Here is a 25,979-nt window from a genome sequence, read left to right on the forward strand (position 1 = left end):
GTGTTGGATGGAGGTCTGCCCAAATGGCTGGCCGAGGGACGTGAGGTTGAAGACTTGCCGCCGATCATTCGTGACCGACACATGACAGTGAGGGTTCAAAACCATCTTGTGCGCGACGTGACGCAGGTATCTGCTGCGGCGAAGTTGGACGATCACGAAATCATAGACGCGCGTTCCGCTGACAGGTTTGCCGGAACAGGGACAGAGCCGCGCGAAGGCTTGCGTTCTGGTCACATACCCGGTTCGCGCAACGTGCCCTTTGGAACCCTGCTGAACAAGGACGGCACAATGAAATCCCCGGACGAATGCCGGGCGGTATTCGAGGCTGCTGGCGTAGATCTTTCTAAACCGGCAATCACATCCTGCGGGTCGGGTGTAACCGCCGCGATCCTTAGCCTTGCGCTGGAACGCATGGGTAAGAAAGACCACTCTTTATATGACGGCTCGTGGGCCGAATGGGGCGCATTCCCGACCCTGCCCGTCGCAACCGGAGAGAAGTGATGTTCGAGAACCTCAAACCACAGCCTGCCGATAAGATTCTGGCGTTGATGCAAATGTACCGCGAGGACCCACGCGATCATAAGATCGACCTGGGTGTAGGTGTGTACAAGAACGCTGAGGGCATCACACCAGTCATGAGGGCTGTAAAGGCAGCCGAACGGCGAATTTTGGAAGAACAAGAGACAAAGGCCTATACCGGTCTCGCGGGTGATCCGGCCTATGCAGATGTGATGATCGATTTGATTTTGGGGTCCTCCGTTCCCCGTGGAAACATCGCTGCGGTCGCTACGCCTGGTGGGACCGGCGCTTGCCGCCAAGCGTTCGAAATGATCCGTATGGCCAACCCTTCTGCCCGCGTTTTCGTATCTGACCCGACCTGGCCAAACCACCTTTCGATTCTGAGCTATCTGGGAATTGAAGTTGTACCTTACCGCTATTTCGACGACGCAACACGTGGCGTGGACTTTGATGGTATGATCACAGACCTCAAGACTGCAAAAGCAGGCGACGTGGTTCTGCTACACGGTTGTTGTCACAATCCGACTGGAGCAAACCTGAACTTGGTGCAATGGCAGGAGGTTGTAAACGTCATCAATGACCTCGGCCTGGTTGCGATGATAGATATTGCGTATCAAGGGTTTGGCGATGGTCTGGAAGAGGACGCGCAAGCGACACGCCTGGTGGCCTCTTCGGTCAAGCGTTGCTTGATCGCTGCGTCCTGCTCGAAAAACTTCGGTATCTACCGCGAACGTACCGGTCTGTTAATGGCGGTCAGTGACGACCCAGCTCAGACAGCTTTGAATCAGGCGACATTGGCGTTTTTGAATCGGCAGAATTATTCGTTCCCACCGGATCACGGTGCGCGTGTGGTAACAACGATACTGAATGATGAAGCCATGCGAGCAGACTGGTCCGCCGAGCTAGAAGACGTTCGCCTTTCCATGCTTGGTTTGCGTCAGCAACTTGCTGACGAACTGCAGCGCTTTAGCGGGTCTGATCGCTTTGGGTTCATCGCCCAGCATCGGGGCATGTTCTCACGTCTGGGGGCTGCGCCGGAACTGGTTGAGAAGCTCAGGAAAGATCACGGCATATATATGGTTGGTGACAGCCGTCTGAACATTGCTGGCCTTAACGCTGCGACAGTTCCGATTTTGGCCAAGGCAATAGTCGAAGTTGGAGTCTGAGCCTCAGTTCAGCGCCAATTCCAATGCCAATTCTCAATGGATTTGCGTTGTGTCGAACAAGGGACAAGGCACGTTGCTGGTGTTCAACAACATGCCCACTTCGGTGCAACCGAGGATTAGACAATCTGCTCCAGAATCGTGCAGACGTTGTGCAATACTTATGTAGATCTCTCGGCTATCGTTCGTAACGATGCCTTTGCACAGCTCATCGTAGATGATGCGGTGGGTTGTTTCCTGGTCCTGGGCATTAGGCAGAATGGGCGCTAACCCACCTGCGATCAGGCGATCAGTGTAGAAGTGTTGCTGCATGGTGAACGAAGTAGCCATCAAACCAGGAAATTTCAGACCCTCAGATTGTATGGCTCGAGCTGTCGCGTCGGCGATATGCAACAGGGGAATTGAGACACCTGTCATCATTTGCTCGGCCAACTTATGCATCGTATTGGTTGCAAGAATAAGAAAGTCAGCGCCACCTTGTTCCAGTGCTATAGCTTCGCGATTGAGGACTCGCCCCGCAACCTCCCAACCGCCACCTGCTTGCAAAGCTTCAATAACGGCGAAATCGAGGGATCGGATCAACAATTCAGGCGAGTGCAACCCGCCAAGGCGTTGTCGCGTTAGGTCGCAGAGGGTTTGGTAGTAGATTTGAGTCGAAGCGGCGGACATACCCCCGAGAATTCCAATTGTCTTCATGGTGCACTCGCTGAAACCTGCACAGTCTTCTTTGAAGACTGATAAAAGTGTTATCTCCGAGTCAACCGATCAGGCGCAAGGCAGGACCCAATAGAAAACCGGGCGCGAACGCCCGGCTTCGTTAGGCTATTGAATTACGGTTTAGCCTTTGGAGAATTCCGGATAGGCTTCCATACCAAGTTCAGCCATATCGAGACCGTTGATCTCATCTTCTTCACTGATTCGGATGCCCATTGTGGCTTTTAGAATGCTCCACAGGATCAGCGCTCCGACGAAGGTGAAGACACCGTAGGCAATGATGCCCATAAGCTGCGTTCCGAGGCTTGCGTCACCGTAAAAGATTACGGCGATGGTGCCCCAGATACCGGCAAACAGGTGAACCGGGATCGCACCCACAACGTCGTCCAACTGAAACTTGTCCAGCATCGGAATGGTGAGTACTACGATGATTCCGCCAACTGCGCCGATCCAAAGTGCTCCGAACAGGGTTGGGGCCAATGGTTCTGCGGTGATTGAAACCAGACCGGCCAGTGCGCCGTTCAGCACCATGGTAAGGTCAGGCTTTTTGTACATTACTTGCGACAGGATCAGGGCTGCAACTGCACCAGCTGCTGCGGCCATATTGGTGTTGGCAAAAATACGGGAGACGTCTGAGACATCGCCCACAGTACCCATGGCCAGCTGCGAACCGCCGTTAAAGCCGAACCAACCCAGCCACAAAATGAACGTGCCCAAAGTGGCTAGTGCGAGGTTGGAGCCAGGAATCGGGTGAACCTTGCCGTCCTTGTATTTGCCAATCCGTGGGCCGAGAACGATGACGCCTGCCAACGCGGCCCAGCCGCCTACCGAGTGCACGACTGTAGATCCTGCAAAGTCTGAGAAACCGGCTTCGGACAACCAGCCGCCACCCCACTGCCAGGATCCCGAAATCGGATACAGAACGCCAGTTAGAATGATGACAAAGACCAGGAAAGGCCAAAGCTTAATTCTTTCAGCGACGGCGCCAGAAACGATCGATGCAGTGGCAGCGACAAAGACCAACTGAAAGAAGAAATCTGATCCGATTGATGCATAATCCAGCGCTGCTGCATCCGGACCGACGCCAACGGGATCAAGTGTCGTCGTCGAAAAGAATGGGCCGAGCCAGCCGGAAATTGTCCAGCCGTCGCCGGGATACATCAGATTAAAGCCGATGAGCCAGTACATGATCGCTGCGAAAGAAAACAGCGCCACGTTTTTGATCATCTGCATGGCAACATTCTTAGAGCGTACCAGCCCGCCTTCGAGCATGGCAAAGCCTGCAGCCATAAAGAATACCAAAAAGCCGGCCATCAGGAACAGCAGAGTGGTAAAGATATAGCCAACATCCTCCATAGAAGATGGCGGATCATTGGCAAATGCGGCCGCGGGAAAAGCTATCAGCACGGCAGCTGTAGGTAGAATTCGGTTCAGTTTCATCTGTTCTCTGTCCTTTTACGGATTGGCGCGGCTTACAGCGCGTCCTCGTTGGTTTCCCCGGTCCGCACGCGCAGTGCCTGCTCGACATCGAGGACGAAAATCTTGCCGTCTCCGATCTTTCCGGTTTTTGCGGTGTTGGTGATTGTCTCGACAATCTGGTCAGCCATGGTTGCGGGCACCACGAGCTCCAGTTTGATCTTCGGGACGAAGTTCACGGCATATTCGGCCCCGCGGTAAATTTCGGTGTGACCCGATTGCGAGCCGAAGCCCTTAATTTCGGTCACCATCATGCCGCGCACCCCCGCCTCGGTCAGTGCTTCTCGCACCTCCTCGAGCTTGAACGGCTTGATTGTCGCAATGATGAGTTTCACGTTTTTCCCCTCTGCTTCCGGAAGGACCGGTTTGTTTGCACCTGCAGAAAAAGAGCGTGACAACGCGCCTATAGGAACGATTTCGGGGAGTTAAGACCGAGGGATCATCAGAAGACGCACAATTTTTGCACAAATTGTAATATTTGATTAAAAATTAGGCGAATTAGGAAGAGAAAAATCCCGAAATTCTGACCTCTACATAGCTGCGTCACCAAGGTAAGGTGGCGCAAAAGCAATATCGGGCAGAGTTTGAGCATGACTGAGTCCAAACGCCGAAAGAAACCATTGGTTGCGGACAAAAGGTACCCATCGAAAGGGCGCAAACCCGCGTCGGCGAAGCGGTCTGCAAAGCCGGCGGGGAAAAAATCGACTGCGCGCAAAACCGCGACGCGCAAGACCGCTCGTAAGACAAAGCGGAAAGGTTCGGGTGGGAAAGGCGGTGGTATTTTTCGCCGACTGTTCCGCTGGATGCTACGTCTAATCTGGGGTTTGACTTGGCGAGTCGGCGCTATCGCTGCCTTGTTGCTGGCTCTCGCAGTAGGTGTGGTCTACTCGACACTTCCAGACGTCGATGAATTGTTCGACGGGCGTGCCAGAGGGTCGGTCACGCTGCTGGATCGCGACGGTAATGTCTTTGCATGGCGCGGGGACCAATTTGGTGGGGTGATTACAGCGGACACCGTCTCTCCGCATCTAAAAAATGCTGTGATCGCGACCGAGGATAAGCGCTTCTACCGCCATTTGGGCGTAAGCCCGCGCGGTATAGCCAGTGCGGTACGTATCAACCTGAGCGAAGGTCGAGGGCCACTGTCAGGACATGGCGGTTCAACCATCACGCAACAGACCGCCAAATTGTTGTGCCTTGGCGTACCATATACGCCCGAAGATTGGGAATCCGAAGCTGCGTATGAGGCTGATTGCCGGAGGGGATCTCTGTGGCGAAAGGCCAAAGAGGCAATTTACGCTATGGCCATGGAGGTAAAATATTCCAAAGACGAAATTCTGACCATTTATCTGAACCGCGCGTTTCTGGGCGCTGGCGCCCGCGGTTTCGAAGCTGCCAGCCAGCGATACTTTGGAAAATCGGCCGCCGAAGTGAGTCCTGCCGAAGCGGCGATGTTGGCGGGCCTTTTGGTTGCCCCCACGCGGTATGCACCAACAAACAGTTTGAAACGTTCGCAGGATCGGGCGCGACTTGTCGTCGGCCTGATGGAAGCTCAGGGCTATTTGACGTCCGCTCAGGCCAGCGAGGCCCGCAGCAGACCTGCGGAACTGTCCGAGGCAGCGGCGGCGCGCGCGGGCGGATATTTTGCTGATTGGGTCATGGCTAGTGGGCCCGAATTCTTTACGCGAAACACTACCGAAGATGTTGTGATCCGAACTACGTTGGATCAGCGCCTGCAACAGTCAGCCGAAGAAGCTTTGCAGTTCATTTTTCAGGAGAAGGTGCGCGACGGGTCAGAAGCCCAAGCCGCAATTGTCGTCATGTCCGCGGATGGCGCCGTACGTGCAATGGTTGGTGGCCGAAAGACAAGGGTTTCCGGAGCGTTCAACCGTGCTACTCAGGCGTTGCGTCAAACAGGGTCATCGTTCAAACCGTTTGTATATGCCACTGCCCTTGAGTTGGGATATTCCCCGTTGGATACAGTGGTGGACGAACCTTATTGCGTGAACATTCCCGGATCAGGTCAGTGGTGCCCAAAAAACTACACCAATAAGTTTTACGGCAGGGTGACTTTGGCGGATGCGCTGAAGAACTCGTTGAATATTCCAGCGGTGAAAGTCGCGGAGATATCGGGTCTCGAAAACGTCCGCACAGTCGCCAGTGAATTCGGCATTGCCAGCGATCTGGCGCAAGGGCCAGCGTTGGCGCTGGGCGCATCAGAAAGTACGCTGATCGAGATGACTGGAGCCTATGCGGGGATTCTGAACGGAGGTTCGGCGGTTGAACCCTATGGATTGACCGAATTGAAACTACTTGGCGACGAATCCCCCGTCATGGTTACAACAACGGGAATTGGCGAGCGGGTCATCAACGACAAGGCAGCAAAGCAACTGACGTGGATGATGGAGCGCGTTGTGTCTGAGGGTACCGGGCAACGCGCCAAACTACCGGGTTGGCAGGTCGCAGGAAAAACGGGAACGACACAGGCTGCACGGGATGCCTGGTTTATCGGGTTCACAGCAGATTACGTTGCGGGTGTTTGGATGGGCTACGACGACAACACGCCTCTGTCGGGCGTCACTGGTGGAGGTCTTCCTGCAGAGATTTGGAAAGAAACCATGTTGCGAGTCACCGAGGGGATGACACCCACTCCCTTGCCCATGATGAAACCTGACGCACCAGTGCGCACGGCGCAGCCTCAGCAACCGCGACGCAAAAAGCAGGGCGGCTTTGCGCAGGACATCAACAACCTGCTGAACAGTATTTTCGGTGGGAACTGACCTTCGCCAAAGGGTCAGGCGACATGCGAGGTGTCGCCTGAAGCCCGTCTCAGAGGCTTTCGTCCAGCGAGTTGACGATGGCATTGCCCATTTCGGTGGTCGAAACAGGCTGAACCCCCTCGTCGGCCAACAGATCGCCCGTGCGAACGCCGTCAGCAAGGACTTTTTCAACCGCAGCTTCCAGTCGGTCAGCCTCTGCGCCCTGATCAAAGCTGTATCGAAGCGCCATGGCAAAGCTCAGGATACATGCTATGGGGTTAGCTTTGCCTTCACCGGCGATATCCGGCGCTGACCCGTGAACCGGTTCATAAAGCGCTTTGGGCCGACCGTTCGCCATCGGAGCGCCAAGGCTGGCTGACGGTAGCATCCCTAATGACCCCGTCAGCATCGCGGCACAGTCAGAAAGGATGTCACCGAACAGGTTATCCGTCAGGATCACGTCGAACTGTTTTGGCGCGCGCACCAGCTGCATGGCGCCGTTATCGGCATACATATGAGTCAGCTCGACCTCGGGATAGTCGTTGGCCACGCGGTTCACGACCTCGCGCCACAAAATACCTGACTCCATGACGTTGGCTTTTTCCATCGAGCAAAGTTTTTTGTTCCGGCGCATTGCCAGTTCAAACGCAGATCGCGCGGCCCGCTCGATCTCGGACTCAGTGTAACGCTGAGTGTTGATGCCTACGCGCTCGTTACCTTCTTCGAATATACCGCGTGGCTCGCCAAAATAGACACCCGAAGTCAACTCGCGCACGATCATGATATCCAAGCCCGCGACCACGTCTTTTTTCAGCGACGAAAAGTCCGCCAACGCGTCAAAGCACTGTGCAGGGCGGAGGTTGGAATATAAGTCCATCTCTTTGCGCAGGCGAAGAAGGCCGCGCTCGGGTTTGACCGAAAAATCCAGGTCGTCATATTTAGGGCCGCCTACGGCACCAAGTAAGACCGCGTCTACTTCTTGTGCCTTGGCCATTGTTTCATCCGACAACGGCTTACCATGGACATCGTAGGCTGCGCCGCCGACTAAGTCCTCGCTGACGTCAAATTGCAGGCCGCGATTGGCGCCGAACCAATCAATGATCTTGCGCACTTCAGCCATAACTTCGGGGCCAATTCCGTCTCCGGGCAGGATGAGGAGCGAGGGGTTGGACATCGAGGGTCTCCTTGCGTTTCGTCGCAATGGCCCTAGCGCTTGAACGGCAATGGGTCAATGAGACCTTCAGGCCAATGCCAAGGAAAATCTAAGGTAACGTGGGTAAACTGGCCAAACCTACTGAACAGAAGCTTAGTCAATACTTAGATCAACCCAGACGAGCCGATGTCGGCTCGCGGTTCTCGCTGCCTTGCCTTGTCCCGCCCCGGGCCAGTAAACACCAGAGTCCGCTACAGTCCAATCCGCCGATGGCAGGACGTAATCGACGCGTCTTTCACCAATTCCTTCCCAGAAAACCGTAGTCGATGACCCTTGCTGATCGACCGGTTGAGGGTCCTGAATTCGCGGGTTAGACAGCAATTCTTGAATTGCTGTTTTGTGTCCGTCTCCGAGGTTTGGATCCAAATTGGCATCCCCCGCGATTACAAAGCGGTTTGTGGGTCCCGATCCAAATTCACCGTCCAACAAAAGGGACCAGAACCGAATTTCATCCCGGTTTCGCAAACCGTTGCGATCCTCTGGACCATCGAAAACCGGAGGCGTTGCATGGAAGGTCATTAGGGACAAAGGACCACCAGGCGTCAGGATCGGCACCACCCAATGCCCAGTTGAAGACAGCCTCTGAACCGTTTGCGCCTGGAGTGAGGGATATGGGGATCCATCGACATTGGGCAGGATCGCGTCCGGTAATTCCCGCCACAAAAGGTCTGAATAAGTTTTGGTTGCGGCTAAATCGATCGGATACCGTGACAACACGGCTAACCCACCCTGACCGGTGAACCGACCCCACCCCTGTGCGTCGCGGGGCCCGTGGGTCAAGCCGTCGCCATCCAGATCAAAAGCTGTTTCAAGCCCGGAATTGGGTTGTTCAGAGAATTGATAAGGATAGTCCATTCCGACTTTGGCCAGCGCACCGGCCAGGTTCGAAAGGGCGAGTTCATCCAGATCCCAATCAATTCCTTGAAGGGCAATGATGTCGGGTCGTGTTTGCGACAATACCTCTACAACGGCCGTGACCTGCGGATTGTCCCGCTGAATGTCTCGCAACAATAATCCGGGTCCATCCCGACTTAGTTCAGTGTTATAGGTAGCAACCCGTAAAGTTTCTGCCTGCGCAGCAACTGGAAGCAGCAACAGAATAAGTGTACGGATCATGCAGTCTGAGTTGTCTCGGCGGTGGTGTAGGCGCGGCGCTTTTCAACGATCAACCCTGCAATACGCAGGGTTGCCATACCGCGCATGATCATGCTGGCAGGTAAAAATGCCCAGGCGCTGAGCGTCCAGGTCAATGTCTGAGGGTTGTTAAGGGCAATTGGGTTGATGAATTCTGCCATCAATTTGATCAAGGCGGGGATCAGGAAAGGAAGCAAAATTCCTATTGAAATGTTCAGGCGTCCGTCCCGCTGCAATCGTGTAACAACGTCGCCTCCCTTGGTGGGGTCGAATAGTGGCAGATTTGTCCAGACATTGAATGCGCCATTGCCAGTTGGCCAACCGCGCAGTTTCACAGCATATGCGAAGCTGGCGATTGTTACCAATGCTGCGACATAGGCGACACCTGCCGAAATACGCACAAGCTCTACCAATGGTGCGGTCGCGTCAGATGGAAGCATCAGTACAACAAGACGTACCGGCGAGTAGGGGAAGTCAGCGACATCGGCGACCATTAGCCCGACCGAATAGAAAATACTGGTTACCGTGGTCGGAGTGTAGGCATTCTTGCAGATCAGCGTCAGGAACAACACCATCGTCATTAAGCCAACAAAACGTAGCCTGTTAATAGGCGGAGCATCGCGGAATTCGATTAGACTTGGAAACGCCGAATTATATTCCGAGAAAGTCAGGATAAACGCGAGAATCGCTAGAAAAACGATGATCTCGGTCCCGTTTTGTGTAGATGCAGGGAGGTACAACGCGGGAGTGAGCACCAGCAGTGCCACTAATAGCCCACGTATCGCCGCCCCCGTTGTGCGTGCAATCACTATCCGAACCCCTTCCAAACCGGATCAGTCGATTCTACGCCGACTTAATTCCAACTTGTGACCGCCGCTCTTTTTTCCGACGGATGCCTCATTTCCGTCAACAGTGGCGACAATGAACAATCTGCTCAAGCCAAGGGGCAGGAAACACTGTCATTCGGGCAAAAAGATGGCAAAACTGGTGCGGCTTTGCATCATTTCTGACGCAAATCCGACGTGTATTAATATTCGTTCTCTACATGTTGTGGTTGCTTGCCAGCCGACCCCAAAAATACGAACGGGGTCGCGAAAGCGACCCCGATAGGTTGAGTATCCACAGAATCGTCTTCAGCGTCAGACCCAGGGACGCGCCTGACTTGCATGATCTTCGAACTTATCGATGTGGTGGTCTTTTTCCATCGTCAGGCCGATATCGTCCAGTCCGTTCAGCAGGCAATGCTTGCGATGTGGGTCGACTTCAAACTCGATAACCACACCGTCCGATGTGGTGATCTGTTGATCTTCCAGGTGAACGGTCATGCGAGCGTTTTCACCCTTATGCGCGTCTTCCATCAGGATCGCATGATGCTCTTCCCCGACAACAATTGGAAGAATGCCGTTCTTGAAGCAGTTGTTAAAGAAGATGTCGGCAAAGCTGGTCGAAATCACAACCTTGATGCCAAAGTCTTTGATTGCCCAAGGCGCATGTTCGCGAGATGACCCGCAGCCGAAGTTATCGCCTGCAACCAGGATTTCGGATTCACGGTAAGCGGGTTTGTTTAGAACGAAATCTTCGTTCTCCTGCCCGTTGTCGTGATATCGCATTTCGTCAAACAGGACGACCCCCAGGCCGGACCGTTTGATAGTTTTTAGATGCACTTTCGGAATGATCATATCTGTGTCGATATTGATCAGTGGCATTGGGGCGGCCACGCCGTGGACTTTGTCAAACTTTTCCATTTTCACACTCCTGCGGGAAAGGGCCGACCCCGTGCCCCGCGTTTAAGCTTCTTTCGCTTCTGTTGTTTCGTTGGGTGCGCCCTTAACGAAGAGCGCCATGAAGACCAAACCGAAACCGTTAAATAGCATCTCGATGCCCAGCAGAATGCCCAGCAGGCGCAATAGAACAGTCGGTTCCGCCGCTGCATAAGACCAGATGATACCTGCAAGTATGATCGACAAGATGCCTGAGATCAGTGTTGGCCAGAAGAACTGGGTTCCTCGCATCTGAAATGAGAGAATGATCCGCGCTATGCCACCTGCCATGAAAAGTATCAGAACTACGGTGGCTAATGTCAGCGTACCTTCCAGTGGGTTGTCCAGAAACGACCACCCGAGAAACAGCATGACGGCACCCATGACAAAAGACAGGATTTTATTACCTGCCCCTTCTACCGTGAACCCTCCGACAACCTGAAGTACGCCGGATACCAGCAAAAGAATACCGGTAACCAAAGTTACGGTTATGGATGCGACATACGGGGCACCCAGCACAAAGATGCCGAACACTATGGATAGCAGCCCTAGCAAGAGCCATTTGACCCAATCACTCATTTCAGTCTCTCCCTCAAAAATCTAGATATGAGGGTAGCTTACATCAATTCGCGAACGTCTGTCAGCCGTCCTGTGATTGCTGCGGCGGCAGCCATCGCAGGGCTCAGCAAGTGTGTGCGTCCGCCTCGGCCTTGGCGGCCTTCAAAGTTGCGGTTCGAGGTTGCCGCACAACGTTCGCCTGGTTGCAACTGGTCGGGGTTCATGGCCAGGCACATTGAACATCCGGCCAGACGCCATTCGAAACCGGCCTCTTTGAAAACCTCTGCCAGACCTTCTTCTTCGGCCTGAGCGCGAACAAGACCCGAACCCGGTACGACCATTGCACGCATCCCGTCTTTGATCTTCTTGCCCTTAAGGATCTCAGCAGCAGCGCGAAGGTCTTCGATCCTGCCATTCGTACAAGACCCGATGAAGACGGTGTCGATTTCCACGTCGCTCAGTTTCTGACCGGCTTCCAGACCCATGTATTCTATTGAACGACGGGCGGCATCAACCTTACCGCCTTCAAAGTCCTCCGGGTGGGGCACAGTGGCGGTGATCGGCAATACATCCTCTGGGCTGGTTCCCCATGTGACGACGGGCGCGATGTCTTCGCCGCGAAGCGTAACAACCTTGTCGAAATGCGCGCCTTCGTCTGTATAAAGCGTCTTCCACCAGTCCATCGCAGCTTCCCACTGCGCGCCCTTAGGAGCATGTGGGCGGCCTTTTACGTATTCAAAGGTTGTTTCATCCGGGGCAATCAGACCGGCCCGTGCACCGCCTTCGATCGCCATGTTGCAGACAGTCATTCGGCCTTCCATAGACAGATCGCGGATTGCTTCGCCGCAGTATTCGATGACATAGCCTGTGCCGCCAGCGGTGCCAGTCTCGCCAATCACGGCCAGAGTTATGTCTTTGGCGGTCACGCCCAGCTGCAATTTGCCGGTGATTTCTACCTTCATGTTCTTGGACTTCTTCTGGATCAGAGTCTGCGTGGCCAGAACATGTTCTACCTCAGACGTTCCGATACCGTGGGCCAGTGCGCCGAACGCACCGTGGGTTGCGGTATGGCTATCACCGCAAACAACGGTCATGCCCGGCAGAGTCCATCCTTGCTCGGGGCCCACTATGTGGACAATGCCCTGACGGACGTCATGTACCGGATAGTAATGAATGCCGAAATCCTTGGCGTTTTTATCGAGCGCTTCGACTTGTATGCGGGACTCTGGGTTTTCGATCCCGTTCGCTCGATCCGGCGTGGTTGGCACATTGTGGTCCGGCACGGCGATGGTCTTTTCCGGTGCGCGTACCTTGCGCCCGGCCATGCGCAGGCCCTCGAATGCTTGTGGGCTGGTGACTTCGTGCACCAGGTGGCGGTCGATATAAAGAAGGCTGGTGCCATCATCGGCCTCGTGCGCGACGTGAGCATCCCAGATCTTGTCATAGAGTGTTTTGGGGGACATTGGTCCTCTCCCGTATTGAATGAGAAATAGCTGGCGAGTGGCTGCGCGACTATAGGCGGGCCAGAACTGTGCGGGCAGCCCCAAAGAACCGTTCACGCAGACGCGCACGGTCTTGCAGGTCGATATTGGGGGCCTTATGAGGTCTCATAATCGGTCAGATATAGATACTGTCTGAGTCTATCAAGGTCTTAGCACACACTTGAAGATGCTATTGAGGCACAATTCTGCGAGTTTTCAGGGGCCTTCATTGAAATGTCACAAGGTGCTTGTTACCTTATACCTACCCCAGCGCCGGGGCTTGCAGGCGCGTAGCAAAGGAGGACAATGTCCTGTCTCTACATACTCAGGCGGGTTTGCCCGCCGATGAAGGGGCCAGCGTAATGGCCCACTCTCAGTCAATCAGCGACAAGCTGCTTGAACGTATTCTATCCTCACTTTCCGATGACAAAGCCGAAGACGTCGTGCAGATAAACTTGCAAGGCAAGTCATCTGTGGCCGATCACATGGTGGTCGCGTCAGGGCGGTCGACCCGACAGGTTTCGGCTATTGCGGAAAAGTTGACGGATCGCATCAAGCAGGAATTCGGTTTTACATCCAAAGTTGAAGGCAAAGATACCGGCGATTGGGTACTGATCGATACTGGCGATGTGATTGTCCATATCTTTCGCCCGGAGGTACGAGAATTCTATCAGCTGGAAAAGATGTGGCTGCCCCAGAGCGGCAGCGCCTCGGCTAACTGAGGCGCCATCCCGGCCTTTATTAAGAGGCCGACGGCGAGAGAAAGATGCGTATTAGCATTATTGCGGTCGGTCGTTTGCGACCCGGACCGGAAAAGTCACTGCTTGACGACTACCTGACCCGTTTTGAACGAACCGGTCGCGCATTGGGTTTGGGCCCGGTGCGAGTGGTCGAAGTTGAGGACAAAAAGAATGCCGGTGTGGGCGCAGAAGCCGCACTGTTGCGTAAGGCGCTTCCCAGGGACGCGGTTTTATGCACGCTGGATGAACGGGGCAAAACGATATCATCACCCGAATTTGCAAAGAAGCTAGGTGCTTGGCGCGATGCTGGTCGACAGGATTTGGCGCTGATCATAGGCGGAGCTGACGGAATAGACTCTAATCTGCGGGATGAAGCGGACTTTTCGATATCTTTCGGGTCGATGGTCTGGCCGTATATGTTGGTCCGTGTGATGTTATCCGAACAACTATACAGGGCCGCCAACATATTGTCGGGTGGTCCTTACCACCGGATCTGAAATGGCGAAGCTGCTGATCGTTTTCCATTCTCGCACGGGTGGCAGCCGCCAAATGGCTGAAGCTGCCGCAGAAGCCGCGCGTGCAGAGACTGAGACCATTTTGAAATCAGCGGATCAAGCAGGGCCAGACGATCTGTTGCAATCCGATGGTTATATCTTTTGTGCGCCTGAGAATCTGGCGGCGATTTCAGGTTTGATGAAAGAATTCTTTGACCGCTGTTATTACCCTGTTTTGGGTCGAATCGAGGGGCGGCCTTATGCCCAGATGATTTGCGCGGGTTCGGATGGTGAAAACGCGGCCCGCCAAATGGCTAGGATTGCGACAGGCTGGAGGCTGAAACAAGTCCAACCAACCTTGATCCTGTGCACCCATGCCCAAACGCCCGAGGACATACAGGCCGAAAAGGTAATTCCAGAGCATGAATTGGAGCAATGCCGCGAAATCGGGGCAGCGTTAGCAGCCGGCTTAAGCATGGGGGTTTTCTGAGTTTAATTCAGTGCCACCAATACGGTTTCATCGCCCCAACCATCAACATTGCATCGTGCCTGTACTTGCACCTGCGAAACGCCATCCGGAATGACGACACCGCCGAGCGAACGGGTGAACGGCTGTTCATTCTCATGCGGGTGATGCAATACGCGAATACCAAGCTCATTTCCTTGCATGTCTAGTATTCGCCAGCCATCGGCATAATGGTCCCAGCCTGTGTCAGGATGCCTGATCGTGACGTCGAAACTCCAGGTGTCGCCGTCGCGATCGGCCGAGACGTTCTCGATTGTTGGTGGATCGGCCAAAGCTGAACCGGTCATTAGAAGGCTGAGAATCAGATATCGCATGATCGAACCTTAGGGCCTGTCGGGGCCTGTTGAAATCACGTCTCTGTGTTTGGGGGCCGGGTCATTAACACAGTCCGGGAATGCGACACGAACTCACGCCGATACAACACGCCCAGTGTAATGAGCGAACTGACGATCAACGCAACCGGCCCAAGTATCCACGCTAGTGCACCTAGGGCAAAATAAGTCACACGAAGACCTCGATTGAAACTTCTTGCGGCGGTGACGCAGATCTCGGCCGCGTGCGCCGCGCGTGGGTAGGCCTCGGAATTGTCAGGATCGTTCGGCACGGCTGCCATCAGAACGGCGCAGTATCCAAACAAGCGATGTGCCCACACATATTTCAGAAATGCGTTCGCCAAAAAAAGAATTACGATCAATATCTTGACTTCCCATACCACCGCCGGCGCACTACCGATTGCCAAATCTTTGGCGACGCCCGCCAGGCGTTCGGTATTACCCATCAATGCAACTCCGCCGCCGATGGCGATCATGGTGGTCGAGGCGAAAAATGTGCTGCCCTGCCGCATCGTTCCGACGACCTGCGCGTCAAACATTCTGGGTTGCCGCGTTACCATTTCCCGCATCCACTTCCGACGGAAATCATCCATCATCATCGAAACGGATGGCTTATGCGCTGCAGGATGCTCGATCCTCCAGCCAATCCACAACCAAGCGCCCAGCAAAAACAGAATGGCGGCATAGTCCAAAGGGGAAAACAAAATTGCCCTGTCTATCCAAGTCATACCCGCGACAGTACGTCCGGAAATCGTAACTTGCCAGTCACTCAAATTGGTAATATTATTTTACCAAATGGAGGGATCGCCATGGAAATGCCTCAACCAAACCCTGAAATCCTGATGCGCAAGAACACGGTTCTTGCGCGATTGCGACAGGTTTTACCGTCCGACGCCATTATTCACGACGAGGCTGAAACCCGCGCTTATGAATGCGATGCCTTAACGGCCTACAAGTGCCCACCAATGCTGGCAGTACTGCCGTCGAACACTCAGGAAGTTTCGGATGTATTGCGCATTTGCCATCAAGAAGGAGTACCAGTTGTACCTCGCGGAGCAGGGACCTCTTTGGCTGGTGGGGCATTGCCGACGGCTGATTGCGTTATCCTTGGGGTCGCTCGGATGAACGAGGTTCTTGAAACCGACTATGACAACCGATTTATCCGTGTTCAGACTGGCCGAACAAATCTGAGCGTAACGGGTGCAGTTGAAGCAGAAGACTTTTTCTACGCGCCCGATCCCTCATCGCAATTGGCGTGCGCTATAGCAGGAAATATTGCGATGAACTCCGGCGGGGCGCATTGCCTGAAATACGGTGTCACGACCAATAATCTGTTGGGCGTAACCATGGTTATGATGGACGGTAGTGTTGTCGAATTCGGGGGCGCATATCTGGATGCAGGCGGATTGGACCTGTTGGGTTTGATTTGCGGTTCGGAAGGACAGTTGGGTGTGGTAACCGAAGCGACACTAAGGATACTGCGCAAACCCGAAGGCGCCCGACCTGTGTTGATGGGCTTTAGCGACAACGAGGTCGCTGGGCAGTGCGTTTCGGATATTATTAAGTCCGGAATCCTGCCCGTCGCGATCGAATTCATGGATCGTCTTTGCATTGAGGCTTGCGAAAACTTTGCGCAGGCGGGCTATCCCGAATGCGAAGCGCTGCTGATCGTCGAAGTTGAAGGGTCAGAGGCCGAGATAGACAGCCAGCTTTCCAAGATCATGGAAATCGCAAAGCGCCATAACCCGGTGGAGCTGCGCCAAAGCCAATCCGAGGACGAAAGTGCTCGGATCTGGCTCGGTCGCAAGTCTGCCTTTGGGGCTATGGGGCAGATCAATGATTACATGTGCCTGGATGGGACAATTCCGGTGTCTTCCCTTCCTTATGTGCTGCGCCGCATTGGGGAACTGAGCGAGGAATATGGATTGGACGTCGGCAACGTGTTTCATGCTGGCGACGGCAATATGCACCCGTTGATCCTTTTTGATGCCAACAAACCCGGTGATCTAGAGAAATGCGAGGCATTCGGTGCGGAAATACTGAAGCTATGTGTTGATGCAGGAGGGTGCCTGACCGGTGAGCACGGAGTCGGCATCGAGAAACGCGACTTGATGACCCATCAATATTCACCGCAAGATCTGGAAGCCCAAATGCAGGTCAAGGACGTGTTTGACCCAAGTTGGTTGCTCAACCCGGCAAAAGTGTTCCCTTTGAGCGTCTCCGAGGCCCGCCGCGAAGCACAGATTGCGGCAGAATAACAGGCTCTAACAAAGAAGATTTGCTATGAAACCTGAAACTGAAGCCGAACTGGCGGAAATCGTGTCCAGGCTCAAAGAACCGGTTCGTATTGTGGGTGGTGGTACAGGTGGCATCCTTGAACCCGATGCAGAATTGAGTACCACAGGGCTGTCCGGCATCACACTTTACGAACCCGGTGCACTGACTTTGGTAGCACAGGCCGGAACCCCGGTCGCGCAGATCGAAAAACAACTCGCAGCAGAGGGTCAGCACCTTGCGTTCGAACCGGCAGATTATCGCGAATTATTGAGCACAACCGGGGAGCCGACCATTGGCGGCGTTGTCGCAGCGAATGTGTCTGGACCACGTAGAATACAATCTGGAGCGTGCCGGGACTTTCTGCTTGGTGTCCGTTTCGTCAATGGACAAGGAATGGTCATAAAAAACGGCGGAAGAGTGATGAAAAATGTCACCGGGTATGATCTGGTGAAACTGATGGCAGGATCGTGGGGGACATTGGGTGTTTTGTCTGAAGTATCGCTAAAAGTTCTGCCAAAACCTGAAACAACAGCTACTCTTTCAATTCAAACTAACGACTTGGACTTGGCGATTCAGGCAATGTCAAAGGCCTTGCGCTCTCCGTTCGAAGTAAGTGGTGCCGCCTACGATCCGGAGCAGGGGCAAGTATACCTGAGAATTGAAGGTTTTAGTGAATCGGTAGATTATCGGAGCGAAAAACTACGCGTGGAGCTGGCCGAATTCGGCGATATCTCGGATAACAGCAATTCAGAAGCGCTTTGGACTGAAATTCGGGATGCAAACACGTTCGGGGGAATGGAAGGCGACGTGTGGCGCATATCAGTTAAACCCAGCGACGCGCCGCAGATAGTGGCAAATCTGGCGGCGAGAAAAACTCTGCTTGATTGGGGCGGCGGCTTGATCTGGGCGTTGGTCCCAAGCGGAGCAGATATACGTGCTCGCCTGGATCGATTTCAAGGTCACGCAACACTGGTGCGCGCTAATTTAGATACGTTCGATTCCCTTGGTCGTTTTCAGCCGGAAAACGCTGCAATTTCGGCTCTAACTAAAGGAATCAGGAAGAAATTCGATCCGCGGGGTATATTCAATCCGGGGATGATGGGGTAACGCGATGCAGACGCATTTCACCGAAAAACAGTTGCAGGATCCGGCCAATCAGCGGTCCAATGAAATACTGCGCAATTGTGTGCATTGCGGATTTTGCACTGCGACCTGCCCAACATATCAAGTTTTGGGGGACGAGCTGGACAGCCCTCGCGGGCGCATCTACCTGATTAAGGACATGCTGGAAAATGAGCGTGTGCCAGACGAAAAGACCGTCAAGCATATCGATCGGTGTCTATCTTGCCTTGCTTGCATGACGACCTGTCCATCCGGCGTGCATTATACGCATCTGGTCGATCATGCGCGTGAGTACATTGAAAAAAAGTACAAGCGTCCCATAACGGATCGTGCTTTGCGATGGGTTCTGTCGCGAATTTTGCCATACCCAATGCGGTTTCGTTGGGCGCTGATCGGCGCCAAACTGGGGCGACCATTTAGGTTTCTAATGCCTGATGCCCGGCTGCGCGCGATGCTGGATATGGCCCCCAAGCACATTCCACCAGTCAGCCGCAATGACGACCCGCAAAGTTTTCAACCAACGGGGGACCGAAAAAAACGTGTGGCCTTGATGACCGGATGCGCACAGAAAGCATTGAACACAGATATAAACGACGCCACGATCCGATTGTTGACCCGGTTGGGCTGCGAAGTCGTGATCGCCGAAGGTGCGGGATGCTGTGGTGCTCTGACCCATCACATGGGTAAGTCAAAAGAAAGCCATGCTTCGGCGGCAGCCAATATTCGTGCCTGGGTGCGCGAAATGGATGACAAGGGTTTGGACGCTATTGTCATCAATACGTCTGGCTGCGGGACTACGGTTAAGGATTACACCCACATGTTCCGCAACGACGCGCTAGCTCAAGACGCTGAGCGCGTATCAAGAATTGCGATGGACGTGAGTGAGTTGCTGACTCAACTTGACCTGCCGGAGTGTGACGCCAAACCTATTTCGGTGGCTTATCATGCCGCGTGCTCCCTACAGCACGGACAAAAGATCAAGTCGTTTCCAAAAGAGTTGCTACAAACAGCAGGATTCACTGTGTTAGAGCCTGCTGACAGCCATCTTTGTTGCGGGTCAGCAGGAACTTACAACCTGATGCAACCCGTGATTTCCGCAAAATTGAAGGACCGCAAAGTCCGCACGCTGGAGGCTACGAAGCCAGACGTCATCGCCGCTGGAAATATCGGATGCATGATGCAGATCGGATCAGGGACAGAAGTGCCTGTCGTTCATACGATTGAACTTTTGGATTGGGCGACTGGTGGTCCCATGCCGCGAAAATTGCACGCGGGTTCCGCAGCGGCAGCATCCGTACCAATGTTGCGCTAAATTCACATGCGTTATTCTCGCATCAGTATTCAGCCGAAACTCTGGGTGCAGTGATTGCCCTATTTTCGCCTTACGCGGCGCGTATGACCTTTGGTCGGACACAAGACCGGAGTAAAGCGTGCGAAATTGGATAGTTGCCTTAGTAATGGGCATTCTGCCTGCAGCGACAGCTGCACAGGATTCCGGGCTCAAAAGCCTGAAAACTACGGACGCCGGACGGCAATGGATGGCCGTCGGTCGACTGGACATCGATGGAACAGGGTTTTGCACCGGGGCGTTGATATCTCCTACTCTGGTACTAACTGCAGCCCATTGCCTGTACGACAAATCCACGCGTAAACGCATAGATCCAGCGCGGATCGAATTTCTGGCGGGATGGCGGCTTGGCTATGCTTCTGCCTATCGCGCCGCGCGACAGATTGTCATTCACCCCCGCTATCAGTACGACTCTGACGCCACGGCTGATCGAGTCCGTCATGACATCGCTTTGATCGAGCTTTGGCAGCCAATCCGGAACACCTCGGTGATACCATTCGAAACTGGCAGCAGACCATCCCGCGGCGACGATGTAGGTGTCGTGTCTTACGCTCATGACCGTGCAGAAGCACCGTCCTTGCAAGAAGTGTGTTCCGTTGTGGCGCGACAGTCAGGCGTTTTGGTTATGTCCTGCAACGTCGATTTTGGAGCTTCGGGCGCGCCAATCTTTTCATTTGAGGGGGATCAACCCCGGATCGTTTCCGTGGTCTCGGCCAAGGCCGAGTTGGAAGGAAGCCGTGTGGCATTGGGCGCGGCGTTGGAAGAGTCACTGGAAATGTTGCAGGTCGAATTAACTGAAGGTCGCGGGCATACATCCGCATCCGGTGCCGGAAGTGCAGGGAAAAACGTAGGCGCGAGATTCTTGAAACCGTGAAACGGCTTCTATTAAAAACAGCAATTTGCCTGGTAGTTACGGCGTCAATTGTTCAAGCACAGACTGGCAACCAACGTCGTTTGACGGATCGCGATGACCTTTACGGTTGGGAGGCAGTCGGGAGATTAGACATTGGTGAACAGGGGTTCTGCACGGCAACATTGATAGCGCAAGATTTGGTGCTGACTGCAGCACATTGCGCCTTGGACAAAGCTACAGGCGAGCCGTATGCGCCCGGTGTGTTAACATTTCGCGCAGGGCTAAGCGATGGCAGATCGCTTGCTGATCGCAAGGTTGTTCAGATCGCTGCCCCCTCCGACTTTGTCGCTAATAACCCGGTTTCCGCTCGTCGCGTCCGCCGTGATGTGGCACTGATGCGGTTGGAAGAGCCGATACCTTATTCAATCGCTAATCCTTTTGCCCTGCACAGTGGGCGGCTGTCGGGAACTGAGATAAGTGTCGCGTCTTATGGACGCGGTCGGACAGAGGCTATTACTCGCCAACGTTCCTGCCGCATCCTGCAACGTGGGCAGGGAATAATCAGTTTTAACTGCGATGTTACTCTTGGATCGTCCGGGTCGGCCATCCTTGCTAAAAGCGGTCCGCGTTGGCAAATTCTTTCAGTCGTGTCCGCAGTCGGGTCTGACGGGCGTAGGAAAGTTGGCTACGGGATGGAATTGTCCGAAATTGTGCCCGAACTGAAGGCAATCTTGCACAGAGACGCCCCACGTCCGGCGGTCACGATCCGAAGAATACAACCAGGATCGAACAGGTCCACGTCTGGCGCGAAATTCATCAGCTCTGATGGGTCTTGAACTGCGCTAATTGCCTACCCATGTGAACTGTATCGGATCGCCTGAAAGGGGTCCGTAATTCACCTTTGCTCGTCCGATAGGAGGGCAAGAAATCGTAAATCGCTCAAAGATGAGGATAACGACACATGCGTAGTTTTGATTTTGCACCGCTTCACCGTGCGACTGTTGGGTTTGACCAGATCGCGGATATGATGGATCGGGTATTGACCAATGACGTGGCACAACCCAGCTACCCGCCTTACAACATTGAAAAAACAGACGCCGACACATATCGGATTTCGATTGCTGTCGCAGGCTTCGCCGAAAGCGACTTGTCCGTCGAGGTAAAGGAAAATGCCTTGATCGTGGCTGGCAAAAAAGCCGCTGACGACAAAGAGCGCAGCTATCTACACCGTGGTATTGCGACCCGCGGGTTCCAGAGACGCTTTGCATTGGCCGATCATGTGCGCGTCACCGGAGCAAGCCATGAGAACGGAATGCTGAACATCGACCTTAAGCGCGAAGTTCCAGAGGCGCTTAAGCCGCGTCGGATCGAGATTTCCTCGGCAAATGCAATCGAAAAGGACGTGGTCGACGCCAAAGCAGTTAACTAAGGCCATAGACCACCTTGCGATAGTCCAGCCTATAAGAACTATCGCACAATACGCCCCGCGTTCCTCCAGGCGCGGGGCTGTGTTGTTAAAGACATGTTCGTCGAAACTGCAGGCGCTGAGACTAATTTAACTCAATGTATTATGTTGAACCGTGCGCGGATCGCATCCTCTTGCTGTGCGTCTAGATAGTTTGGGTGATACTCTTTTAGAATTTCACGCGCACGATTATTAGCAGCGGCCCATGTGTCTGGTGCTCCGCTATCAGCCCAGACCCGGGGTTCGCTTCGATCCGCAATTGAAGGATAAAAATAATCCCGCTCCATTGCGGCGAGGGTTTGAGGGCCTCCAAGAAAGTGACCATCGCCAAGTACCGCCTCGACAATTGCGTCGAATCCCAGATTGTTCTCTGTGACCTCGACACCTCGAAGAGCACGATAAATTCCGGAATGCATTTCATCGTCAAGGATGAAAGCTTCGAAGCTGGCTCCAAGCAACGAGGCCGTCATACCTGAACTTTCATATATCAGGTTCCCTCCGGCCAATGCCGCAGCCAGTGCAGTCACGCCTTTTTCGCTGCCATATTGCGCGTCAATCGCCTTGGCGTCGGTCATCGAGCTTGCGACTCCGGAAGGTAAACCAAGCCAGTTTGACAGTTGCGCCGATGCAGCATTGAGGAGTGCCGTTTCGCCACTCCCGCCAGAAAATGCACCGGTTCGCAGGTCGATTACAAAAGGCCAATTGGAAAATATCATTGGAAAGCCGGGTCGTATTACATTGACCATAACTAAACTTGCCAGCGTCTCTGCCAGCGACTGTGCAAGAAATCCAGCCAATGTCGCAGGCGCAGTTGCCCCAGCTTGCGCTGCGGTGATGCAGGATACGGGGATATTGTGGGCAATACACTCATATACCACATCTACCGCGTCCGCCCCGAACCGCATTGGAGAAATCACCGGGCTAATATGCGCCTTCATAAAAGGCTTTTCTTCAAATGTTGAAAGTCCACCAGCGGAAATGTCCAGCATCCCCATGATAGGAGCGACATGAGTGGCATGCGTAAAAGCGGTCCCGATAGGTTTGGTCGTGTTCTTCAAGAGGGCATAGACCGTGTTGACGTCTAAATCGTAAGTGTCTGGTAAATCGGTCGCGATGCAGCATCTGGTGAACCACGCCACATTGGCAAGCGTATCCTGCAGGCGTGTAAAGTCATGAAGATCTGTAAGGGTTGAAGGGCGGTACAGTCCCGTGTTCAAATCCAAAGTTTGAACTGCGGCGCCGCCAGTTCCAAAGTAAACGCGTTCTCCTCCCACCTCTATCGATCGCGTCCTATCTTTTCCATGCAGGGTAAATGTCTTTGCCGCGTTGCTGATGGACTCCTCGACAAGCGCAGAGGGTAGCAAGATGCGTCCGTCGCCCCGATCCTTCGCTCCGACGTTTTTCAGATCTGCAGCCAAGCGCTCGGGGACTTCGCCCATGCCAAGATGTTCAAGGAGTTTCAGCGCAGTTTCATAAATTGCCTTTATGTCTTTGTGCGACAGAGGTTGGTACATACCTCCGGTCTGACCGGGTGGGCATGGGTTAACCTCTGGCTTAGCCGCACGTTTCGCTAACCGCGTTTCGCGACCGCCTCTTTTCTTGGTTCGACGATGCGGTTCAGCCATCAGCCCTCCTGCTTTCTCATGAAGCAACTACACAGAAGGTGGCGTGTTTTTCCAAATGTTTTTTGCGTTAAGTAGCTGTGCAAAAAGCCCCGCGCAAATGAACGCGGGGCCTTGTCATGGGTTTGGGATATTCAGTTTCCAGCCGTCACGGCCCCGATAGACCAGAACATCGTTTCGCCCGATGCATCGTCGACACCGTCATTATCGGTCATAACGAACGCCTCGCCCGAGGGTAGTATGGCCAGACCTTCGATCTTGTCCAAAACGTACCCTCCGGTCGAAGTCAGATCCGGCAACAGGTCGCGGACTTCTTGTTTGCTGACTACGGGCAGCTCACCACCCAGCGGGGCAGGGGTCATGTCAGCAAGCGGGATACGATAGACTTTCTTGGTAACTGCCCGATGGTCATGCTGGTTGTCGCGTTCAATTACGTAAACATGGTCACCGTGTGCAACGATTTCGGAAAGGCCGACCCAGCCCTTTTCTGGTTCGGCCTTAGGATAGTGCACAGCGCCCCATTCCTTGCTGTCCAGATTATAGGCCACAAGTTTCACATGGTTTTCAGGATCGTCTTCCCACTCTCGCTGAACGGCCATCCATAGGGTGTCACCTACCTTGGTGATGCCTTCGAAACCAAAGCGCTTTTCAACAGCCATCAGTTCGGGCGGCAAGCCTATTTCACCCTTTCGGTCTTTGATTTCGCCTTTTGATGACACGTGATAGATCGCGTGCGGGATAACTCGGTCGGTGCGGCCTTCGGATGCCACGTAAAAGCCACCCTCTCCGTCCAGAGTGATGCCTTCAAGGTCTAGTTTCTGAGCCGGGTTGCCGTCCTGACGATGGATGCGGATCACATCGACGATACGGGCCGGTGTCTGGCTCGGGTCAATCTTGAAGATCGACGGTTGGAAGCCATAAAAGCTGTCATTGACCGCATAGATCATGCCGTCCTCATCGGCGACCAGACCGGATAGAGCACCCCATCCGATCAACTCGTCCGTACCTTCTGACGTCAGATGCGGATAAGATGCGGGGGCGTCTTGATATTCAAAGATCGAGACATGCGCGCGTGGGCCACCATCTTCGATAAGATCTTTTTCGTTGGCCGAAATCAGCAGGTTGCGTTCGGGGATTGCGACATAGCCTTCCGGACCCACTCCCGAAGGCAACAATTGCTTCAGAACCGGATTGGCCGGGTCGGTCGCATCATATACTCCGACGACCGAAGCGCGCTCGGCCCCAACGAAGATCATTGGCATGCCGCCAAAGGTCGCAGCGGTCACGCTTTCAGGTTCAACACCCTTACTGTCCGAGCGCTTGTCCGGATAATGACCGATCTGGATGATGGCCTTTTCGAATTCGGTGCCGTTTTCGTAAACAACGGTGCCGTCCTTGTTGAAAATGGTCCAACCGCGAGAACCACCTTCGTAGTCACCTTCATTGGCGGTTGCGAAGTGATCGTCGTCGATCCATTTGACCGCGTCAGGCTCACGCAGGCGACCCGGCTGGCTTTCAGTGAAGATCAGCGCGCCGCGCTCATCGGTCGCGTCAATGCCTTCAAGGTCCACGCTGCCTGCCGAGAAATGGCTGACCACGTTGCCGTTCTTGCCGACAACCGCGATGTGGTTGTTTTCCTGCAAGGTGACGACGGTTTCACCAAGATTATTGATGTCGACGAACTCGGGCTCGGGGTCGCTCGGTGCGACCTCGGCAAGACCTGTCAAATCTGCAATTTTCATTCCGGCACAATCCAGCGCACCGTCAATTACCGGGACCAGAGCCAGGTTGCCGGCAGGCAACTGTGGAATCACGCCATCGTTCAGGTCCTCGTCGCGCTCATTTTCGATCGCAACGGCCACAAAACTCCCATCGGGAGCAATTGCGATGCTGTCGGGTTGACCGCCCAGGTCACATGCACCGGTTTCAGTTTTTTCGGCGATATCGACCGAAATCAGCTTACCAGACGGCGCCATGTAGCTTTCCGACGTGTTCACACCCACAAAGCCTGTACCGCCAATGATGCCAACTGATGTGGGCTCGCCGCCAACTTCCATGCTGCCTAAAGGGGCTGGGTTGGCCGGGTCGGTGATGTCTACCATACCGATAACACCAAGCGGGCTGTCAGTATAAACCAGCGTCATACCATCGGCGGTTGCCGCTATGATCTCAGGTGACGTTTCGCGGTCAGTGTCGGCACCTTCGGCCATGTTCTTGACCACAGGGAAGGATGCAATTCGATTGAAGTTCATCTCGGCCCAGGCCTGACCTGTGGTCAGGGCCAGGGCAGATGTCAGGCAGACAAAGCGCAATAGCATAGGTGGGATCCTCTCTCACTTGGACGCAAGTGGGATGAACGGGGTTTATTGCGGGCTTGTGACGGTTTTGAATCAGTTTGATGACAAGATTGGCAAGCGGGTCTA

The 25,979-nt window shown here is 54.1% G+C and carries 25 protein-coding genes; 12 read left to right on the forward strand and 13 right to left on the reverse strand.

The genetic code is table 11. The annotated features are described in order from the left end of the window. Both AC2FNE_RS20955 and AC2FNE_RS20960 read left to right on the forward strand, forming a co-directional pair. Nucleotides 1–501 (forward strand): sulfurtransferase (locus tag AC2FNE_RS20955; RefSeq protein ID WP_496806188.1); only part of this gene is annotated, 501 nt, incomplete at its 5' end. Further along, nucleotides 501–1,685, forward strand: a complete 1,185-nt coding sequence (locus AC2FNE_RS20960; protein ID WP_496806189.1) for an amino acid aminotransferase — start codon at nucleotides 501–503, stop codon at nucleotides 1,683–1,685. The genes AC2FNE_RS20955 and AC2FNE_RS20960, both read left to right, overlap by 1 nt. 33 nt (nucleotides 1,686–1,718) lie before the next feature. Here AC2FNE_RS20960 and AC2FNE_RS20965 read toward each other — a convergent pair whose 3' ends face one another. From AC2FNE_RS20965 to AC2FNE_RS20975, 3 genes are all read right to left on the reverse strand, one after another. After that, nucleotides 1,719–2,378 (reverse strand): aspartate/glutamate racemase family protein, encoded by a 660-nt coding sequence (locus tag AC2FNE_RS20965; protein WP_496806190.1) that lies wholly within the window; start codon nucleotides 2,376–2,378, stop codon nucleotides 1,719–1,721. A 141-nt stretch (nucleotides 2,379–2,519) separates the two neighbouring features. Further along, entirely contained in the window at nucleotides 2,520–3,836 is a 1,317-nt protein-coding gene (locus AC2FNE_RS20970; protein ID WP_170474263.1) for an ammonium transporter, read from the reverse strand. Nucleotides 3,837–3,868: 32 nt separating this feature from the next. Beyond that, nucleotides 3,869–4,207 carry a P-II family nitrogen regulator gene (locus AC2FNE_RS20975; RefSeq protein ID WP_170474266.1) on the reverse strand — a complete coding sequence of 113 codons (339 nt, stop codon included), beginning with the start codon at nucleotides 4,205–4,207 and terminating at the stop codon, nucleotides 3,869–3,871. Nucleotides 4,208–4,462: 255 nt separating this feature from the next. Here AC2FNE_RS20975 and AC2FNE_RS20980 point away from each other — a divergent pair, with 255 nt between their 5' ends. Then, a complete protein-coding gene (locus AC2FNE_RS20980) occupies nucleotides 4,463–6,652 on the forward strand; it encodes a transglycosylase domain-containing protein (RefSeq protein ID WP_496806191.1) in 2,190 nt (729 codons plus the stop codon). A 49-nt stretch (nucleotides 6,653–6,701) separates the two neighbouring features. Here AC2FNE_RS20980 and leuB read toward each other — a convergent pair whose 3' ends face one another. From leuB to leuC, 6 genes are all read right to left on the reverse strand, one after another. Continuing rightward, complete coding sequence (leuB, locus tag AC2FNE_RS20985) at nucleotides 6,702–7,805, reverse strand: 3-isopropylmalate dehydrogenase (RefSeq protein ID WP_170607433.1); 1,104 nt, start codon at nucleotides 7,803–7,805, stop codon at nucleotides 6,702–6,704. A 132-nt stretch (nucleotides 7,806–7,937) separates the two neighbouring features. Continuing rightward, nucleotides 7,938–8,960: an endonuclease/exonuclease/phosphatase family protein gene (locus tag AC2FNE_RS20990; RefSeq protein WP_496806192.1), complete on the reverse strand. Its 1,023-nt coding sequence runs from the start codon at nucleotides 8,958–8,960 to the stop codon at nucleotides 7,938–7,940. Next, complete coding sequence (locus AC2FNE_RS20995; protein ID WP_496806193.1) at nucleotides 8,957–9,787, reverse strand: hypothetical protein; 831 nt, start codon at nucleotides 9,785–9,787, stop codon at nucleotides 8,957–8,959. The genes AC2FNE_RS20990 and AC2FNE_RS20995 overlap by 4 nt, the downstream gene beginning before the upstream one ends. Nucleotides 9,788–10,117: 330 nt before the next feature. After that, nucleotides 10,118–10,723, reverse strand: a complete 606-nt coding sequence (gene leuD / locus AC2FNE_RS21000; protein WP_170474279.1) for a 3-isopropylmalate dehydratase small subunit — start codon at nucleotides 10,721–10,723, stop codon at nucleotides 10,118–10,120. Nucleotides 10,724–10,765: 42 nt separating this feature from the next. Next, the gene (locus tag AC2FNE_RS21005; protein ID WP_496806194.1) at nucleotides 10,766–11,317 is read right to left on the reverse strand and encodes an HdeD family acid-resistance protein; all 552 of its coding nucleotides are present in this window, start codon (nucleotides 11,315–11,317) and stop codon (nucleotides 10,766–10,768) included. A gap of 38 nt (nucleotides 11,318–11,355) precedes the next feature. Then, a complete protein-coding gene (gene leuC, locus AC2FNE_RS21010; RefSeq protein ID WP_170607435.1) occupies nucleotides 11,356–12,759 on the reverse strand; it encodes a 3-isopropylmalate dehydratase large subunit in 1,404 nt (467 codons plus the stop codon). Nucleotides 12,760–13,139: 380 nt separating this feature from the next. Here leuC and rsfS point away from each other — a divergent pair, with 380 nt between their 5' ends. The 3 genes from rsfS to AC2FNE_RS21025 are packed head-to-tail and all read left to right on the forward strand — an operon-like array spanning nucleotide 13,140 to nucleotide 14,501. Continuing rightward, a complete protein-coding gene (gene rsfS, locus AC2FNE_RS21015; RefSeq protein ID WP_170607437.1) occupies nucleotides 13,140–13,499 on the forward strand; it encodes a ribosome silencing factor in 360 nt (119 codons plus the stop codon). A 44-nt stretch (nucleotides 13,500–13,543) separates the two neighbouring features. After that, on the forward strand, nucleotides 13,544–14,014 hold the full coding sequence (rlmH, locus tag AC2FNE_RS21020) for a 23S rRNA (pseudouridine(1915)-N(3))-methyltransferase RlmH (protein WP_170607439.1): 471 nt from the start codon (nucleotides 13,544–13,546) through the stop codon (nucleotides 14,012–14,014). A gap of 1 nt (nucleotide 14,015) precedes the next feature. Further along, nucleotides 14,016–14,501, forward strand: coding sequence for a flavodoxin family protein (locus AC2FNE_RS21025; RefSeq protein WP_170474296.1), 486 nt, complete (start codon nucleotides 14,016–14,018; stop codon nucleotides 14,499–14,501). Between the two features lie 2 nt (nucleotides 14,502–14,503). Here AC2FNE_RS21025 and AC2FNE_RS21030 read toward each other — a convergent pair whose 3' ends face one another. Together AC2FNE_RS21030 and AC2FNE_RS21035 are read right to left on the reverse strand one after the other, a co-directional pair. Then, nucleotides 14,504–14,851, reverse strand: coding sequence for a hypothetical protein (locus AC2FNE_RS21030; RefSeq protein ID WP_170607441.1), 348 nt, complete (start codon nucleotides 14,849–14,851; stop codon nucleotides 14,504–14,506). A gap of 35 nt (nucleotides 14,852–14,886) precedes the next feature. After that, entirely contained in the window at nucleotides 14,887–15,597 is a 711-nt protein-coding gene (locus AC2FNE_RS21035) for a DUF599 domain-containing protein (RefSeq protein ID WP_496806195.1), read from the reverse strand. Between the two features lie 81 nt (nucleotides 15,598–15,678). Between AC2FNE_RS21035 and AC2FNE_RS21040 the strand changes: the two genes are divergently transcribed. The 6 genes from AC2FNE_RS21040 (at nucleotide 15,679) to AC2FNE_RS21065 (ending at nucleotide 21,898) form a co-directional block, all read left to right on the forward strand. Next, nucleotides 15,679–17,127, forward strand: coding sequence for an FAD-linked oxidase C-terminal domain-containing protein (locus tag AC2FNE_RS21040; protein WP_496806196.1), 1,449 nt, complete (start codon nucleotides 15,679–15,681; stop codon nucleotides 17,125–17,127). 25 nt (nucleotides 17,128–17,152) lie between these two features. Further along, on the forward strand, nucleotides 17,153–18,253 hold the full coding sequence (gene glcE / locus AC2FNE_RS21045; protein WP_170607447.1) for a glycolate oxidase subunit GlcE: 1,101 nt from the start codon (nucleotides 17,153–17,155) through the stop codon (nucleotides 18,251–18,253). A gap of 4 nt (nucleotides 18,254–18,257) precedes the next feature. After that, nucleotides 18,258–19,580, forward strand: a complete 1,323-nt coding sequence (glcF, locus tag AC2FNE_RS21050; RefSeq protein ID WP_170607449.1) for a glycolate oxidase subunit GlcF — start codon at nucleotides 18,258–18,260, stop codon at nucleotides 19,578–19,580. A 118-nt stretch (nucleotides 19,581–19,698) separates the two neighbouring features. After that, a complete protein-coding gene (locus tag AC2FNE_RS21055; RefSeq protein WP_496806197.1) occupies nucleotides 19,699–20,490 on the forward strand; it encodes a trypsin-like serine peptidase in 792 nt (263 codons plus the stop codon). After that, nucleotides 20,487–21,305 carry a trypsin-like serine peptidase gene (locus AC2FNE_RS21060; protein WP_170607451.1) on the forward strand — a complete coding sequence of 273 codons (819 nt, stop codon included), beginning with the start codon at nucleotides 20,487–20,489 and terminating at the stop codon, nucleotides 21,303–21,305. Before AC2FNE_RS21055 ends, AC2FNE_RS21060 begins: the two co-directional genes overlap by 4 nt. A gap of 125 nt (nucleotides 21,306–21,430) precedes the next feature. Continuing rightward, complete coding sequence (locus AC2FNE_RS21065) at nucleotides 21,431–21,898, forward strand: Hsp20 family protein (protein WP_170474319.1); 468 nt, start codon at nucleotides 21,431–21,433, stop codon at nucleotides 21,896–21,898. 131 nt (nucleotides 21,899–22,029) lie between these two features. Here AC2FNE_RS21065 and AC2FNE_RS21070 read toward each other — a convergent pair whose 3' ends face one another. Further along, on the reverse strand, nucleotides 22,030–23,559 hold the full coding sequence (locus AC2FNE_RS21070) for a trimethylamine methyltransferase family protein (RefSeq protein ID WP_496806198.1): 1,530 nt from the start codon (nucleotides 23,557–23,559) through the stop codon (nucleotides 22,030–22,032). 131 nt (nucleotides 23,560–23,690) lie between these two features. Then, nucleotides 23,691–25,874 carry an esterase-like activity of phytase family protein gene (locus tag AC2FNE_RS21075; protein ID WP_496806199.1) on the reverse strand — a complete coding sequence of 728 codons (2,184 nt, stop codon included), beginning with the start codon at nucleotides 25,872–25,874 and terminating at the stop codon, nucleotides 23,691–23,693. Between the last annotated feature and the right edge of the window lie 105 nt (nucleotides 25,875–25,979).

Source organism: Ruegeria sp. YKSD179, assembly GCF_059612885.1.